This is a genomic window from Kaistia sp. 32K (assembly GCF_016629525.1).
Taxonomy (GTDB): Bacteria; Pseudomonadota; Alphaproteobacteria; order Rhizobiales; family Kaistiaceae; genus Kaistia.
This window is the reverse complement of the sequence record NZ_AP024269.1, coordinates 2,252,686-2,268,730: the sequence shown is the minus strand read 5'-3', so window position 1 is coordinate 2,268,730 and position 16,045 is coordinate 2,252,686. Positions and strand designations below refer to the sequence as shown.

Here is a 16,045-nt window from a genome sequence, read left to right as displayed (position 1 = left end):
GAACTCCCCTTACGCGCGGCGCAGGAGGCTGAGCAGGAACAGCAGGACGATCGCGCCGACGGTCGAGACCACCAGGCTGCCGACGAACCCTGCGAAATGGATGTTGAACGCGGCGGCGAGCGCGGCGCCGATCCAGGCGCCGACGAGGCCGACGATCAGATTGAGGATCAACCCCTGCCGGCGCTCCATCGCGCGGGACGCGATCCAGCCGGCGAGGATGCCGATGATGATCGTCGCGAAAATGCCGACACCGTTCATGATGAGCCCCGATCTGTCATTCTTAGAACCATATGGGGGAAGACCGCGCGCAACACCAGCTTTGTGTCGCGCATGGCCGTCATGCAATCAACCGCGCCAGGAACACGACGATGACAGCGCCGCCGGCCGCGATGACGATCTGGTTGACGAATTCATTGCCGAGATTGACCGGCACGTTGAAGTGGCTGACCAGAAAACCGCCCACCACGGCGCCGATCAGCCCCGTGATGATGTTGCGGATGAAGCCGCCGCCACCGACGACGATGCTGGCGAGCCAGCCTGCGACCAGGCCGATGGCGACCCAGATCAGGATTGTTTTCGTATCCATTCCGAGCACTTGTCTTCCGAGTCCTGATCATTCGGCGCGCCGAAGCGCTCCATTCCGTCATCCAGCTCGCCCGTCACCCCGGCGAAGGCCGGGGTCCATGGCGGGACACCTCCGCCGGTGTTTATGGATCCCGGCCTTCGCCGGGATGACGGCGGCGATTGTCGTCATTCCATCGTCAAACTGTAGAGGTCGGACCAGTCGGGGTTGCTTTCCTCGATGAGGCGGATCTTCCAATCCCGCCGCCATTCCTTGAGCTGCTTCTCTCGAAGAATGGCGGATTCCATCGTGTCGTGCATCTCGAAGAACACCAGTATCTTGGTGCCGTAGCGCTTCGAAAATCCCTCGACCAATCCTTCCCGGTGTTGCAACGCCCTCGCCGCGATGTTGCTGGTCACGCCAATGTAGAGCGTTCCGTGCCGGCGGCTTGCGACGATGTAGACACATGGTCGCAAGCTTCGCCGCATGGGACCTCAGATATGGATCGCCCGGCCGTAAGCCGACAGCACGCTCTCATGCATCGTTTCCGACAGGGTCGGATGCGGGAACACGGCGTTGATCAGCTCTTCCTCGGTCGTCTCGAGGTTCATGGCGATGACGAAGCCCTGGATCAGCTCGGTCACTTCCGCGCCGACGAGATGGGCGCCGAGCAGCTGGCCGGTCTTCTTGTCGAAGATCGTCTTCACCAGGCCCTCGGGCTCGCCGAGCGCGATCGCCTTGCCGTTGCCGATGAAGGGGAACTTGCCGACGCGGATGTCGTAGCCGGCTTCCCTCGCCTTCTTCTCCGTGAGACCGACCGAGGCGATCTGCGGGTTGCAGTAGGTGCAGCCCGGGATCTTGGCCTTGTCCATCAGGTGCGGATGCAGGCCGGCGATCGCCTCGACGGTGATGACGCCCTCATGCTCGGCCTTGTGCGCCAGCATCGGCGGGCCGGCGACGTCGCCGATCGCCCAGACGCCGGGAACGTTGGTCTTGCCGACACCGTCCGCGACGACGCAGCCACGATCCGTCTTGACGCCGAGCTTCTCGAGGCCGAGGCCCTCGATGTTGCCGACGACGCCGACCGCCGAGATGAGCTTCTCGGTGGTGATTTCCTGCGTCTTGCCGTCCGCGGTCTCGATCGTCGCCGTGACCGAGTTCGCCGCCTTGACGACCTTGGTCACCTTGGCGCTCGTCAGGATCTTGATGCCCTGCTTCTCGAAGCGCTTGCGGGCATGCGCGGCGATCTCTTCGTCCTCGACCGGCAGGATCTGCGGCAGGACTTCGACGACCGTCACCTCGGAGCCCATCGTCCGGTAGAAGGACGCGAACTCGATGCCGATCGCGCCGGAGCCGATGACGAGCAGCGACTTCGGCAGCGTCTCGGGCACCATGGCCTCGAAATAGGTCCAGATCTGCTTCTTGTCCGGCTCGATGCCGGGCAGCGCGCGCGGGCGGGCGCCCGTCGCGATGACGATGTTCTTCGCCTCGTAGTCACCGCCGCCGAGCGCGTTCTTCGGCGGATTCTCGGCCGCCTTGACCGAAATCTTGCCGGGCGCGGTGATCTCGGCCGTACCCCAGATCACGTCGACCTTGTTCTTCTTCAGAAGGCCGGTGACGCCCTGGTTCAGCTGGCCGGCGACGCCGCGCGAACGCTTGGTGATGGCGGCCATGTCGAAGCCGACCTTGTCAGCCGAGAGGCCGTAGTCGGAGGCGTGTTCGAAATAGTGGTAGACCTCGGCCGAGCGCAGCAGCGCCTTGGTCGGGATGCAGCCCCAGTTTAGGCAGATACCGCCGAGATGGCTCTTCTCGACGACGGCCGTCTTGAGGCCGAGCTGGGCGGCGCGGATAGCGGCGACATAGCCGCCCGGGCCGGAGCCGATGATGATGACGTCGTAGGGTGCGGCCATGTTCGTCTCGCTGACGTGAAGGGTTTTGCGGCTCCCTCCCCGCTTGGAGAAGGGAGCCGAAAGGACGGCGCTGGATCAGACCAGCATCGCCATGGGCTTCTCGATGTAGCCCTTGAAGGCCTGCAGGAGCTCGGCCCCGAGCGCGCCGTCGACGACGCGATGGTCGGTCGAGAGCGTGACCGACATGATGGTCGCGATCTTGATCTCGCCGCCGCGCACGACCGGCTGCTGGATGCCCGCGCCGACGGCGAGGATCGTCGCATGCGGCGGGTTAATGATCGCCGCGAAGTCCTTGACGCCGAACATGCCGAGGTTGGAGACCGAGGTCGTGCCGCCCTGGTATTCCTCTGGCTTCAGCTTGCGCTCGCGCGCCCGCTTGGCGAGGTCCTTCATCTCGTTCGAGATGGTCGAGAGCGACTTGGTCTCGGCATTGCGGACGACCGGGGTGATCAGGCCGCCGGGGATCGAGACGGCGACGCCGACATCGACCACCTTGTGGACGAGCATACCGCCATCGGTCCACGACGCGTTGGCGCCCGGAACCTTCTTCAGCGCCAGCGCCATGGCCTTGATGACCATGTCGTTGACCGAGACCTTGTAGGCCGGCTTGCCGTCGGCATCCTTCGGCGCGGCACCGTTGATCTGCTCGCGCAGCGCCAGCAGCGCGTCGAGCTCGGTATCGACCGTGACGTAGAAGTGCGGGACGTTCTGCTTCGATTCCGTCAGGCGGCGGGCGATCGTCTTGCGCATGTTGTCATGCGGCACGAGATCGTACGAGCCTTCTGCGAACAGCTTGAGCGTCTGCGCGTCGGTCGGGCCAGAGTGAGCCGGAGCAGCGGTCGCGGCGGCAGGCGCCGGAGCCGCGGCGGGAGCCGGCGCGGCCTTGGCGACGCCACCCTGCTTGGCAGCCTCGACATCAGCCTGGACGACGCGGCCATGCGGACCGGAGCCGTTGACCTTGGAGAGGTCGATCCCGGCTTCCTTGGCGATGCGGCGGGCCAGCGGCGATGCGAAGACGCGATCACCGGCCTGGGCCGCGGGAGCCGCTGCCGCCGGTGCTGCGGGAGCCGCTGCCGGCGCTGCGGGAGCTGGCGTCGCGGCCGGAGCCGAAGCTGCCGGAGCGGGTGCCGCGGCCGGAGCGGCCGCGGGCGCCGGGGCAGCGGCGGGCGCGGCGCCGACGGCGCTGGCATCTTCGCCTTCCGCCAGAAGCACGGCGATCAGCGCGTTGACCTTCACGCCTTGCGCGCCCTCGGGCACCAGCAGCTGGCCAACGGTGCCTTCATCGATGGATTCGACTTCCATCGTCGCCTTGTCGGTCTCGATCTCGGCGATGACATCGCCCGACTTGACCTTGTCGCCAACCTTCACGTTCCACTTGGCGAGGTTGCCCTCTTCCATGGTCGGCGAAAGCGCGGGCATCAGGATATTGATCGGCATAAAGCACCTATTGGCGTGTGTCAGTCGTGCCCAGATCGGTCGGACGATCCCACTCGGCGTCGAACATGGCCTTGATCTGCTCCAGCGCCTGCTCTTCCGAGCAGACGCCGTCGCTGGCAAAGCCGCGCGCGACATGGCGAGCTATGTCGACCAGCAGGATGCCCCAAGTGGACGGGCTGTCAAAGGCCGTCCGGAAGCTGACATCGAGACCCTTGTCGACGATCCAGGCGCGGAACACTTCCGCGGCCTCCTCCGATTCCAGGGCGCCGGGCGGAATTTCCAGCTCGCGTTTGTGTCCGGCCATGGCGTTACCGATACGTCACGGCTTTGACGGCGGCGACGACTTCGCCGACGTTCGGCAGGGCGAGCTTCTCGAGGTTCGCGGCGTAAGGCATCGGAACGTCCTTGCCCGTCACCTTGAGAACCGGCGCGTCGAGGTAATCGAACGCCTTTTCCATAAGCTCGGACGCGATGTGCGAGCCGATTGAATTCTGCGGCCAGCCCTCTTCCACCGTCACGCAGCGGCCGGTCTTCTTGACCGACTCGATGACCGTGTCGATGTCGAGCGGGCGCAGCGTGCGAAGGTCGATCAGCTCGGCGTCGATGCCCTGCTCGGCAAGCTCGGCGACCGCCTTGGTCGCATAGGTCATGCCGATGCCGAACGAGACGACGGTGACGTCCTTGCCGGGCTTGTGGATGCGCGCCTTGCCGATCGGCAGGACGAAGTCATCCAGCTGCGGCACGTCGAACGCGTGACCGTAGAGGATCTCGTTCTCGAGGAAGATCACCGGATTGGGATCGCGGATCGCTGCCTTGAGCAGGCCCTTGGCGTCGGCGGCCGTATAGGGCACGACGACCTTGAGGCCCGGGATATGGCTGTACCAGGACGAGAAGTCCTGGCTATGCTGTGCGCCGACGCGAGCCGCGGCGCCGTTCGGGCCACGGAAGACGATCGGGGCGCCGAGCTGACCGCCGGACATGTAGAGCGTCTTGGCGGCCGAGTTGATGATCTGGTCGATCGCCTGCATGGCGAAGTTGAAGGTCATGAACTCGACGATCGGACGCAGGCCGGCCAGTGCCGCGCCGGTAGCGAGACCGGCAAAGCCGTGCTCGGTGATCGGCGTATCGATGACGCGATCGGCGCTGAATTCCTGCAGCAGGCCCTGCGTGACCTTGTAGGCGCCCTGATATTCAGCGACTTCCTCGCCCATGACGAAGACGTTGGGGTCACGGCGCATCTCTTCGGCCATGGCGTCGCGAAGCGCTTCGCGGACGGTGGTCGAGACGAAGGTGGTGCCGGCCGGAATATCCGGATCGGCGGCGATCGTCACGGCGACGGGAGCGGCGGGGACCGGAGCGGGCGCGGCTGCCGCGGCCTGCGGCGCGGCGGCGGCCGGTGCTTCGGCGGCCTTCGGCGCCTCTGCCGGCGCGCTCGACACGGCGGACGCATCCTCGCCATCGGCGGCGAGCACGGCGATCTTGGTGTTCACCTTCACGTTCTCGGTGCCTTCCGGCACGAGAAGCTTGGCGATCGTGCCCTCGTCGACGGCTTCGACTTCCATCGTCGCCTTGTCGGTCTCGATCTCGGCGATCACATCACCGGACTTGACCTGGTCGCCTTCCTTCTTGAGCCATTTGGAGAGCGTGCCCTCCTCCATGGTCGGCGAGAGGGCCGGCATCAGAATATCGATCGGCATCGTCTTCTCCCGGCCTTACTTCACAATGTCCGTCCAGAGCTCGGAAACATCCGGCTCGGGATCGTTCTGGGCGAATTCCGCCGCATTGTTCACGATTTCACGTACTTCGGCGTCGATCTTCTTCAGATCGTCCTCGGACGCCCAGCTCTTCTCCAGCAGCCGGCTGCGAACCTGCTCGATCGGATCGTGCTCGTTGCGCATCTTCTGGACTTCGTCCTTCGACCGGTACTTGGCCGGGTCGGACATCGAGTGGCCGCGATAGCGGTAGGTTTCGATCTCAAGGATGTAGGGGCCCTTGCCGGCGCGGCACCAGGCGACAGCCTTGTCGCCGGCCGCCTTGACGGCGCGGACGTCCATGCCGTCGACCTTCTCGCCCGGAATGCCGAACGACACGCCGCGACGGGAGAAGTCAACCTGAGCCGAGGAGCGCGAAACGGACGTGCCCATGGCGTAGCGGTTGTTCTCGATGACGTAGACGACGGGCAGCTTCCAGAGCTGCGCCATGTTGAAGCTCTCGTAGACCTGGCCCTGGTTGGCGGCGCCGTCGCCGAAATAGGTCAGGCAGACATTGTCGGTCTTGCGATAGCGGTTGGCGAAGGCGAGGCCGGTGCCGAGCGGCACCTGCGCGCCGACGATGCCGTTGCCGCCGAAGAACTGCTTCTCGATGGAGAACATGTGCATCGAGCCGCCCTTGCCGTGCGAATAACCGCTACGCCGGCCGGTCAGCTCTGCCATCACGCCGTTCGGATCCATGCCCGCGACGAGCATGTGGCCGTGGTCGCGATAGCTGGTGATGGTCTGGTCCTCACCGGTGCGGATCGCCATCTGCATGCCGACGACGACCGCTTCCTGACCGATGTAGAGGTGGCAGAAGCCGCCGATCAGGCCCATGCCATACATCTGGCCGGCCTTTTCCTCGAAGCGGCGGATCAGGAGCATCTCGCGATAGGCGAAGAGTTCCTGTTCCTTGGAGAAATTCTCTGCGGGGGTCGACGGGGCCGACTTTACCGCTGCAGTCTTTCGTCCGGCGGCCGGCGCAGATTTGCTGCCGACTTTCGCTTTGGCTACAGCCATGCCTTGTTCTCCGGGGCGTTTCCCAAACTGATGGGCGGGACGTTATCCGAAGCCGTTGGGCATTCCAAGATGCATGAGAAGCATCGGAGCCATGCGCCAACTACATGACTTGACTACAAAAAACATCGATGAACCGGATTTTGGTTCATCGCGATTTTTTTCTACAATCAATGCTGCAGGGTCTGCTGCACTGCAGCAACGCTGATCACCAACTCGTCGGACTGGGCGACGTTGAGCTTGGCGCGGGCGCGCTCGTCGATCATGTCGGGATCGAGGCTCTCCGGCCGGAGCAGTTGCGTGCGCGCGACGAGCGACAGGCGCTCCGCCTTGAGTTGGGCCAGTTCCTTCTCGAGCAGCACCGCTTCCCGCTCCATGCGCTCGCGCGACCAGATACCGTAGTCGCCATTGAAGGAATGGTAGGCGAAATAGCCCATCACGGCGAGCGAGCCGAGCGGAAGGATGAACCACCGGAGTTTGGAGTGCTTACGCTGGCGTGTGGTCATGAGGGACTGTGAACGCGATGCAACATGATGAACAAATCATGGGGCAAGACGATTAACGCGGGGTTTCCGCCGTGGGCGCCAAACCGGATGAACCTGTTGATCACAGCTTTCTGAACGCTTCGGGCCGCGAGCAGCGCCCGCCCCTGCCCGAACGCACCGCCCGTCTCCCTCCGCATAGGGGCGTGCGACCGCATGGATGACAGAGAATCCTTGGCTAATGGCGCTGTCCGGGGTATGGGAGGCGCAACTCGCATTCCGCATGAACCTTCACCGCTCGCGAACTGTTTGTCCGCGACCCGGAATGCTTCTCCAATTTCAGGCTTCGTCCCCTATGGTTTCGCTCGTCCAGAACCCGGCCCTCGCCCGCGCCCTCGCGGAAAAGGGCTATGAAACGCTGACCCCCGTCCAAACCGCCGTCCTCCAGGACAATGTCGGCGAGAATGATCTGCTGGTTTCGGCGCAGACCGGTTCCGGCAAGACCGTCGCCTATGGCCTCGCCTTCGCCTCGACGCTGCTCGGCACCGAAGAGAGCTTCGGCCCGGCGGCGGAGCCGCTGGCGCTGATCATCGCGCCGACCCGCGAACTGGCCCTGCAGGTGCAGCGCGAGCTGATCTGGCTCTATGGCCCGGCCGGCGCCCGAATCGCCTCCTGCGTCGGCGGCATGGACGTGCGCCGCGAAGCGCGTGCGCTCGACATGGGCGCGCATATCGTCGTCGGCACGCCGGGCCGCCTGCGCGACCATCTGGAGCGCGGCCGCCTCGACATCTCCAAGCTCCGGGTCGTTGTTCTCGACGAGGCCGACGAGATGCTCGATCTCGGCTTCAAGGAAGATCTGGAGCTGATTCTCGACGCGTCGCCGAAGGAACGCCGCACCCTGCTCTTCTCGGCGACCCTGCCGCGCGAGATCGTCCGTCTGGCCCGCCAGTATCAGCGCGACGCGCTCCGCATCGACACGATCGACCAGAGCCAGCCGCATGGCGACATCGAATATCGCGCCTTCCGCGTCGCGCCGAACGAGATCGACCTCGCCGTCGTCAACGTGCTGCGATTCTACGAGCAGCCGGCCGCCCTCGTCTTCTGCTCGACGCGCGAGTCGGTGAAGCGGGTCCATGCCGGCCTGCAGGAGCGCGGCTTCGAGGTGGTGGCGCTCTCGGGCGAGCTGAGCCAGACCGAGCGCATGCATGCCCTGCAGGCGCTGCGTGACGGCCGGGCGCGCGTTTGCGTCGCGACCGACGTCGCCGCGCGTGGCCTCGACCTGCCCGATCTCGGCCTGGTGATCCATGCCGAACTGCCGACCGGCCCCGCGATCCTTCTGCACCGTTCGGGCCGTACCGGCCGCGCCGGGCGCAAGGGCGTCTCGGCCCTGCTCGTTCCGTACACGAATCGCGCCAAGGCGCTCCGCCTGATCAACGCCGCAGGCGTCGATGCCTACTGGACCGCCGCGCCGTCCGCCGACGAGATCCGCGCGAAGGATCAGGAGCGGCTGCTCGAGAGCCTGCTGCGGGTCGAGCCCGCCTCCGAGGAGGACGCGGTGCTGGTTCGCGAGCTGGTTGGCCAGCGCTCCGCCGAGGAGATCGCGGCCGCCCTGATCCGCACCTACCGCGCCCGCCTGCCGTCGCCGGAGGATCTGTTCGATCCCGGCCAGCAGCAGGACCGTGGCCCGCGCGATTCGAAGCCGCGCCGGGACGGCCCGCGCCAGGAGCGTGGCGATCGCGACGCCCCGCGCGGCGAACGCCCGCCCCGCGCGCCGCGCGACAATGACGGCCAGTGGCCGACCAGCGGTCCCGGCAGCGAGAACGGCCGCGTCGAGCGCCCGCAGCAGGACATGGTCTGGTTCCGCATGAGCGTCGGCCACCAGAAGAACGCCGATCCCAAGTGGCTGCTGCCGCTGATCTGCCGTCGTGGCCACGTGACCAAGAACGAGATCGGCGCGATCAAGATCTTCGAGCGCGACACGCGGTTCGAGATCGCGGCCGACGCGGCCGATCGCTTCATGGTGGCGCTGCGTCGCGGCGGTGAGGAAGAAATCCGCATCGAGCCGGCCGACGGCGCGCCCGCTGGCGGCGCCGGTGCCCGTGGCCCCGGCAAGAAGCCGACCCGTCGCGCCGGCTTCAAGCCGGGCGGCAAGCCCGGTGGCAAGCCTGGCTTCAAGCCCGGCTTCAAGAAGCGCGACCGCAACGACGGCTGAGCGTTCTTACTGCTGAGAATCAAAAGGCCCGCGACGATGTCGCGGGCCTTTTTTGTTGGTCTCATTGGCCCCGTCGAGGCGTGTGACCTATCCCCGATTCTCGCAGGCTGCCTTTTAAAAGCTCGACCATCGTCCTGAGTGTCTGGCCTGTAATTCGAAATCAGACCCCGGATTGATGGTTCAGGTACTCCGTGGCAGCTGCCCAAACCCCGGTGCCTTCCAGGCCGACCGACCGGCTCCACCATCATCCTGAGGTGCTTCGCGTTAGCGAAGCCTCGAAGGAGGATTCAGTGGAGCACTGCAGTTGGAGACAAGGTCTGCCGAAATCCGTTCCGAGGCGGTTCCCTGGACCCTCCTTCGAGGCCCGGCTTCGCCGGGCACCTCAGGATGATGGTCGGGGGGGTGGACAAGGTTCCTACATCCCAACCCGCCGGCCTGCGGCCGTCGACCTCTCCCTCAGGGAGAGGTGAAGATGCCCGACCTCTCTGGCTGTTTCGCGTGAAGACTTGCCCCCCGAATCAAAAAGGGCCCGCGACAATGCCGCGAGCCCTTCTGCAATCTAGCGTCCAATAAACGGAACCGGTCAGTCCTTCAGGCGCTCCAGCGCGGCGGTGATCTTCGCCGTCAGCTCCTGCGCTTCGGCGAGGCGCTCGCGCTGTTCCTCGATGACCTCTTCCGGCGCGCGCGACACGAAATTCTCGTTGCCGAGCTTCGCCTCGATCTTGCCGATCTCCTTGGCCGCCTTGTCGAGCTCCTTGCCGAGGCGGGCGCGCTCGGCGTCGAGGTCGATGACGCCGGCGAGCGGCAGGGCGATCGTGGCCTCGCCGACGACCGTCTGCACCGCGCCCTTCGGCGGCGCGTCGGCGGCCGAAATGTCCGAGGCGCGCGCGAGGCGCTTGATCAGCGCGTCATGCGTCGCGAGGCGCGCCGTCGTCTCGGCCGAGGCGCCGACGATGATGAGCGGCACCATCGCGCCCGGCGGCACGTTGATCTCGGAGCGGACCGAGCGGATCGACGAAATCAGGTCGACGAGCCAGTTGATCTCGGCCGCCGCCGCCGCGTCCTCGAAGTCGAGCTTCGGCCAGGAGGTCAGCACCAGCAGCTTGTCGCGGCTCGAACCCTCGTCGGCGGTGCGGTCCCAGAGCTCTTCGGTGATGAAGGGCATGAAGGGGTGCAGCAGCGTGACGATGCGGTCGAGCGTCCAGCCGATGGTGGCGCGGGTCTCGGCCTTGGCGGCCTCGTCCTCGCCGTTCAGCACCGGCTTGACCAACTCGAGATACCAGTCGCAGAACGAGTTCCAGACGAAGCGGTAGAGCGCGTTGGCGGCGTCGTTGAAGCGGTAGGCCTCGAGCGCCTCCGTCACGGCGCGCGCGGTGCGCGTTGTCTCGGTGGCGATCCAGCGGTTCAGCCGCTCCTTGGCCGCCGACGGCTCGAAGCCGGCAACCCGCGTCGCGCCGTTCATCTCGGCGAAGCGCGAGGCGTTCCAGAGCTTGGTCGCGAAGTTGCGATAGCCCTCGACGCGGCTCGTCGCCAGCTTGATGTCGCGGCCCTGCGCCGCCATCGCCGTCAGCGTGAAGCGCAGCGCGTCGGCGCCGAACTCGTCGATCAGGCTGAGCGGATCGATGACGTTGCCCTTCGACTTCGACATCTTGGCGCCCTTCTCGTCGCGGACGAGGGCGTGCATGTAGATGTCCTTGAAGGGCTCGACCGGCGTGCCGTTCTCGTCCTTCATGAAGTGCAGGCCCATCATCATCATCCGGGCGACCCAGAAGAAGATGATGTCGAAGCCGGTGATCAGCACGCTGGTTGGATAATAGCGCGCGAGTTCGTTGGTCTCGTCCGGCCAGCCGAGCGTCGAGAACGGCCACAGTGCCGACGAGAACCAGGTGTCGAGCACGTCTTCGTCGCGCGTCAGCGCGACCGGCGCGCCGTAATGCGCGGCCGCGAGCGTCGCCGCCTCGGCCTCGTCATAGGCGACGAAGAACTTGCCATCCGGGCCGTACCAGGCCGGAATCTGATGGCCCCACCAGAGCTGGCGCGAGATGCACCAGGGCTGGATGTTGTCCATCCACTCGTAATAGGTCTTTTCCCAGGTCTTCGGGACGAAGTCGGTGCGGCCTTCGCGAACGGAGGCGATCGCCGGCTGCGCCAGCGTGTGCGCGTCGACATACCACTGCTCGGTCAGGAACGGCTCGATCGGCACGCCGCCGCGATCGCCGTGCGGGACGGTGTGCGCATGCTCCTCGATGTGATCGAGATAGCCCTGCTCTTCCAGCATCGCGACGACGGAATTGCGGACCGTGAAGCGGTCGAGTCCCTCGAAGGCGGCAATCGTCTCGGCGAGCGCCTCGGACTTGTTCAGCCCCTCGAGGAAATCGGCGTTGCCGGCGATGGCGACATTGGCCTGGCGGTCGAGCACCGAGATCATCGGCAGATTGTGACGGCGGCCGACCTCGAAATCGTTGAAGTCGTGCGCTGGCGTGATCTTGACCGCGCCCGAGCCCTTCTCCGGATCGGAATATTCATCCGCGACGATCGGGATGCGCCGGCCGACGAGCGGCAGGATCGCATGCGCGTTCGCTGCGACGAAGGCCTGGTAGCGCTCGTCGTCGGGATGCACGGCGACGGCCGTGTCGCCCAGCATCGTCTCCGGCCGGGTCGTCGCAACCGTGATGAAGGTGGTCGCATCCTCGGGATCGAAGGTCTTGCCCTCGATCGGATAGCGGAAATGATACAGCTTGCCCTTCGTCTCGACCTGGATGACCTCGAGGTCGGAGATCGCCGTCTCCAGCTTCGGGTCCCAGTTGACGAGGCGCTTGTCCTTGTAGATCAGGCCGCCGCGATAGAGCTCGACGAACACCTTGAGAACGGCCTTCGACAGGCCCTCGTCCATGGTGAAGCGCTCGCGCGACCAGTCGGCCGAGGCGCCGAGGCGCTTCAGCTGGCCAATGATCGTGCCGCCGGATTCGGCCTTCCACTTCCAGATCTTCTCGACGAAGGCGTCGCGGCCGATCTCGCGGCGGTTCGGCTCCTGCCGCTCCATCATCTGGCGCTCGACGACCATCTGCGTCGCGATGCCGGCATGGTCGAGGCCGACCTGCCACAGCACGTCCTTGCCGCGCATGCGCTCGAAGCGGACGAGGACGTCCTGCAGCGTGTTGTTGAGCGCGTGGCCCATATGCAGCGAGCCGGTCACGTTCGGCGGCGGGATGACGATGGAGAAGGTCTCGGCGCCGGGTTCGGCTCCGGCACCTGCCTTGAAGGCGCCCTGGCCTTCCCATGTTTCATAGATGCGCGGCTCGACCGCGGCCGCGTCGTAATTCTTGTCGAGCATGACCGTTTCCGGATGAGGGATTTGAACTGCTGTAAATCGGATGGCCGGGGGCGAGTCAACCGCGCCGCCGTCGCGGGACCTGCTGAGATGGGGGCCCGCAGGTCGCTTCACAACCGCCGGGAGATGGGACGGGGGAGCCGATGCGGGTCCTGAAGGGCAGGAAGCGTCCGGAAACGGCCGCTCAGCGGCGGCGGGACAGGCGCTCGATCTCGTCGCGAACCAGTCGCTCGACGAGCGGCGGCAGATTGCTGTCGAGCCAGTTCTTCAGCATCGGCCGAAGCATTTCCTTGACCAGATCGTCCAGCGTCCGGCTGTTCGCGGAAAGCACCGTGTTCGAGAGGTCGCCGAAGGCCGACATCACTGCGGCATCCGCCGCCTGCGAGAGCAGCGGCGCGTTATGCGGCAGGTCGTCGGTTGCGGATTTGATGGGCGCAGGCGGGGCCGGCCGCTCCACGCGGGCGACGGCCTGCGCGGGTTCCGGCAGCGGCGGAAGCGTCGTGCGCAGCATGCGCGGCTCGACGGCCGGCTGCGACGGCGCGACGGGCGCCGGCGGAAGCTCTACGCGCGGCAGCTCGACCCGAGCAGGCTCGGCGCGGGGCGGCTCGATCGGGGCGAATTCATTGACGCGGGCGCTGAACAGGGCGTCGATATCGGCGGCCGAGACCGGGACGCTCGGCAACCGCGCCGGCGCGTTGTCCGCATCGGCGGACTTGAGCGCGCCAAGGCCGGAATCATCCTCGGAAATGATCCGGCGGATCGAGGCGAGGATCTCTTCCATCGAAGGCTCTTGCGCCGCACTGACTTTGGCCATCGCCACCCCACACCCAACAGACATTGCCGAATCGCCTTGATACGCGTGCGATTCCGGGTGTCAGGGTAGCGAAAACCGCGACCGGCCGGAACAAGGCCGATCGCTTTTCCCCCGACAGCAGCGGGTACTACCGTCCGTCCGGCGTGCGCAGGCCGATCCACTTGTCGCGGACCGCCTCGTAATGCTGCTTCGGCTCGTAGCGCTGAACCTTGAGCGCCAGGTTCTCGGCCGAAAGACCGCCGGCCGTCGAGAGCAGCGTGTAGGACGCGACGATCTGGGCGCGCTGCGCCAGGATCAGCGTCTCGCGCGCCTGCAGCAGCGACTGCTGCTGGTTCAGCACGTCGAGGGTGGTGCGCTGACCGACCTTCTGCTCTTCGATGACGCCTTCGAGCGCCAGCTGCGAGGCCTTCACCTGCGACTGGGCCGAGGTGATCGACGCGATCGCCGCTTCGAGCTGGCCATAGGCCGAGACCGCCGCGGCGCGGACCTGGTCGCGAGCCGAATCGAGCTGGATGCGACGCTGACCGAGCGTCTCCTTGGCCTGGCGGGTCTGCGAGTAGACGACGCCGCCCTCATAGATCGGCACGGTGAGGTTGGCCGTGATCGACGCGGAATTGCCCCACGAGCCGGTGACCGACGGATCGTCCTGGTGCTGGAGGTCGCCCCGCAGCGAGACGGTCGGCAGGAGCTGGCCTTCGATCACCTTCACGTTGAAGGCGGCCGTATCGACATTGTAGCTCGCAGCCCGGATCAACGGATGGCGCGACTGGCCGGTGGAGACGGCAGCCTCGGCCGACTTCGGCAGCAGGCGCGTATTGATCGGCGGCACCGACAGGCTCTTCGGCGCGACACCGATGATCTGCAGATAGGTCGCCTTGGCGGAGTTCAGGTCCGAGACGGCGACTTCATAGGCCGTCTGGCCCTGGCTGAGCGCCGCGTCGGTCTGGGCAAGATCCGTACGCGTGCCCTCGCCCACCTTCAGGCGGTCGGTGGCGGCGCGCTGCTGCTCGCGCAGGAAGGTGATGTTCTGTTCGCGCAGCCCGACGATGGCCTGCTGCTGGATCACGTTGGTATAGGCGGTCACCGCGTCGAGCAGAACGTCCTGCTCGGTCGAGCGCAGGATCTCGCGGCCGGCGAGAACCGACGACTCGGCCTGCTTCACCGCGTTCTGGGTCCGGAAGCCGCGAAAAATCGGCTGCTCGATCGTCAGTCCCACGCCGCGCGGCCAGGTCGTCTCCGAACCGATGCGCGCCAGGGGCGAGCTGCGCCCCCGGGTGTAGGACGGGCCGATGAAGGCACTGCCGGTCAGGACCGGGCGGTAGCCGGAAAGGGCCTGCGGGACATTCTCGTCCGTAGCGCGCAGCTGGGCGCGCATGGCGTTGAGAGTCGGATTGTTGTTGTAGGTCTGCGACAGCGCAGACGTCAGTGTGTCAGCCTGGACAGAGGGGGCAGCTACGATAACCACAGCCAAGGCCACGGTTGCCAGATAGACCCGAGAAAAAACCACGTTCAAGACCTCGGCGTTGCGAGGCGACGCCCCCCTACCGGACGTCCACCGTCGGACAATTCATCGTCAATGTACGACAGGCCGGGAGACCGTCAAATGGCACAGCCGCCCTTAAGGCTCAATAAACCGTACCATGCGACTGGAAAGCCACAGCCTGCGCACTAGGCGAGATTCGGGACTTTTGGCTTAACTATCTGAAATTACAACGAAATCAGAATACGAAGGCCTTGGGCTTGGCGAAGCCCGGCAGCGGCCGGACATGGGTATTGAACGCGGGACGACCGCTGATCGACCCACCAGAGCGTGTATAGACCGTCGCCTTGGCTGCAAGGCCGTGTGTTCCCACCACGGCGACGATTCGACCGCCCTCGCCGATCTGGTCGAGGATGGCCTGCGGAATCTCCTCGACGGCGCCCTCGATCAGGATGACGTCATAGGGAGCCTTGGCGGCGTGGCCCTGGGTGAGCGGTCCGAGCACGACCTCGACATTCGTGGCGCCGACGCCGGCCAGGTTCGCGACCGCGGCGGCAGCGAGAGCCTCGTCCGATTCGAGCGCGACGACGGAGGCCGCGACGCGGGAGAGGATGGCGGCGGAGTAACCGGTGGCCGTACCGATATCGAGCACGCGGTCGGTCGCCTGGATTCCGGCGAGCTGTACCAGCTTGGCCAGCGGCCCCGGCTCCATCACGTAGCGCGGCGCGCTGCCCTGGGCTGACACCAGGATGTCTTCATCGATATAGGCAAGCGGCTTCAGATGATCTGGCACGAAGTTCTCGCGCGGCACCGCGGAGAAGGCGTCGAGCACGTCATATTCGGTGACGTCGACGGTGCGAATCTGACAGTCCACCATCGTGGTTCGCGCCTTGGCGAAATCGACCATGATCCGGGACCCTTTATCGTCATGTGGCAATAGACGTTCCAATACCGGTGGTTCGGCGAGGTGACAAGCCATTCCAACGGGTTCCAGCGCCGCAGGCCGTCGCGGCCCCGTACCCAAATTGGGGGAAAGCGCGGTTAAGTCG

14 protein-coding genes are annotated in these 16,045 nt (G+C 65.8%); 1 reads left to right on the top strand and 13 read right to left on the bottom strand.

Going from position 1 to position 16,045, the window contains the following annotated elements; all coding sequences use genetic code 11:
* Positions 1-9 precede the first annotated feature (9 nt).
* The 9 genes from K32_RS10255 to K32_RS10215 all read right to left on the bottom strand — a co-directional run bounded on the left by K32_RS10255 (position 10) and on the right by K32_RS10215 (position 7,183).
* Positions 10-258, bottom strand: a complete 249-nt coding sequence (locus K32_RS10255) for a GlsB/YeaQ/YmgE family stress response membrane protein (protein WP_201403910.1) — start codon at positions 256-258, stop codon at positions 10-12.
* A 79-nt stretch (positions 259-337) separates the two neighbouring features.
* Complete coding sequence (locus K32_RS10250; protein ID WP_201403909.1) at positions 338-586, bottom strand: GlsB/YeaQ/YmgE family stress response membrane protein; 249 nt, start codon at positions 584-586, stop codon at positions 338-340.
* A 164-nt stretch (positions 587-750) separates the two neighbouring features.
* The gene (locus K32_RS10245; RefSeq protein ID WP_244669931.1) at positions 751-981 is read right to left on the bottom strand and encodes a GIY-YIG nuclease family protein; all 231 of its coding nucleotides are present in this window, start codon (positions 979-981) and stop codon (positions 751-753) included.
* 75 nt (positions 982-1,056) lie between these two features.
* Positions 1,057-2,472 carry a dihydrolipoyl dehydrogenase gene (lpdA, locus tag K32_RS10240; RefSeq protein ID WP_201403907.1) on the bottom strand — a complete coding sequence of 472 codons (1,416 nt, stop codon included), beginning with the start codon at positions 2,470-2,472 and terminating at the stop codon, positions 1,057-1,059.
* Between the two features lie 75 nt (positions 2,473-2,547).
* Positions 2,548-3,909: a pyruvate dehydrogenase complex dihydrolipoamide acetyltransferase gene (locus K32_RS10235; protein ID WP_201403906.1), complete on the bottom strand. Its 1,362-nt coding sequence runs from the start codon at positions 3,907-3,909 to the stop codon at positions 2,548-2,550.
* A gap of 7 nt (positions 3,910-3,916) precedes the next feature.
* A complete protein-coding gene (locus K32_RS10230; protein ID WP_201403905.1) occupies positions 3,917-4,213 on the bottom strand; it encodes a DUF5076 domain-containing protein in 297 nt (98 codons plus the stop codon).
* 4 nt (positions 4,214-4,217) lie between these two features.
* Positions 4,218-5,606 (bottom strand): pyruvate dehydrogenase complex E1 component subunit beta, encoded by a 1,389-nt coding sequence (locus K32_RS10225; protein ID WP_201403904.1) that lies wholly within the window; start codon positions 5,604-5,606, stop codon positions 4,218-4,220.
* A 15-nt stretch (positions 5,607-5,621) separates the two neighbouring features.
* Complete coding sequence (gene pdhA / locus K32_RS10220) at positions 5,622-6,680, bottom strand: pyruvate dehydrogenase (acetyl-transferring) E1 component subunit alpha (RefSeq protein WP_201403903.1); 1,059 nt, start codon at positions 6,678-6,680, stop codon at positions 5,622-5,624.
* Between the two features lie 167 nt (positions 6,681-6,847).
* The gene (locus K32_RS10215; protein WP_201403902.1) at positions 6,848-7,183 is read right to left on the bottom strand and encodes a septum formation initiator family protein; all 336 of its coding nucleotides are present in this window, start codon (positions 7,181-7,183) and stop codon (positions 6,848-6,850) included.
* A 331-nt stretch (positions 7,184-7,514) separates the two neighbouring features.
* On the opposite strand from K32_RS10215, the gene K32_RS10210 reads away from it, so the two are divergent.
* Positions 7,515-9,371 carry a DEAD/DEAH box helicase gene (locus K32_RS10210; RefSeq protein WP_201403901.1) on the top strand — a complete coding sequence of 619 codons (1,857 nt, stop codon included), beginning with the start codon at positions 7,515-7,517 and terminating at the stop codon, positions 9,369-9,371.
* A 583-nt stretch (positions 9,372-9,954) separates the two neighbouring features.
* On the opposite strand, the gene K32_RS10205 is transcribed toward K32_RS10210, so the two are convergent.
* The 4 genes from K32_RS10205 to K32_RS10190 all read right to left on the bottom strand — a co-directional run bounded on the left by K32_RS10205 (position 9,955) and on the right by K32_RS10190 (position 15,903).
* The gene (locus K32_RS10205) at positions 9,955-12,705 is read right to left on the bottom strand and encodes a valine--tRNA ligase (RefSeq protein WP_201403900.1); all 2,751 of its coding nucleotides are present in this window, start codon (positions 12,703-12,705) and stop codon (positions 9,955-9,957) included.
* Between the two features lie 181 nt (positions 12,706-12,886).
* Positions 12,887-13,483 carry a PopZ family protein gene (locus K32_RS10200; RefSeq protein ID WP_244669930.1) on the bottom strand — a complete coding sequence of 199 codons (597 nt, stop codon included), beginning with the start codon at positions 13,481-13,483 and terminating at the stop codon, positions 12,887-12,889.
* A 160-nt stretch (positions 13,484-13,643) separates the two neighbouring features.
* Complete coding sequence (locus K32_RS10195) at positions 13,644-14,981, bottom strand: TolC family outer membrane protein (protein ID WP_244669980.1); 1,338 nt, start codon at positions 14,979-14,981, stop codon at positions 13,644-13,646.
* Between the two features lie 253 nt (positions 14,982-15,234).
* Entirely contained in the window at positions 15,235-15,903 is a 669-nt protein-coding gene (locus K32_RS10190; protein WP_201403897.1) for a protein-L-isoaspartate O-methyltransferase, read from the bottom strand.
* Positions 15,904-16,045: the final 142 nt, after the last annotated feature.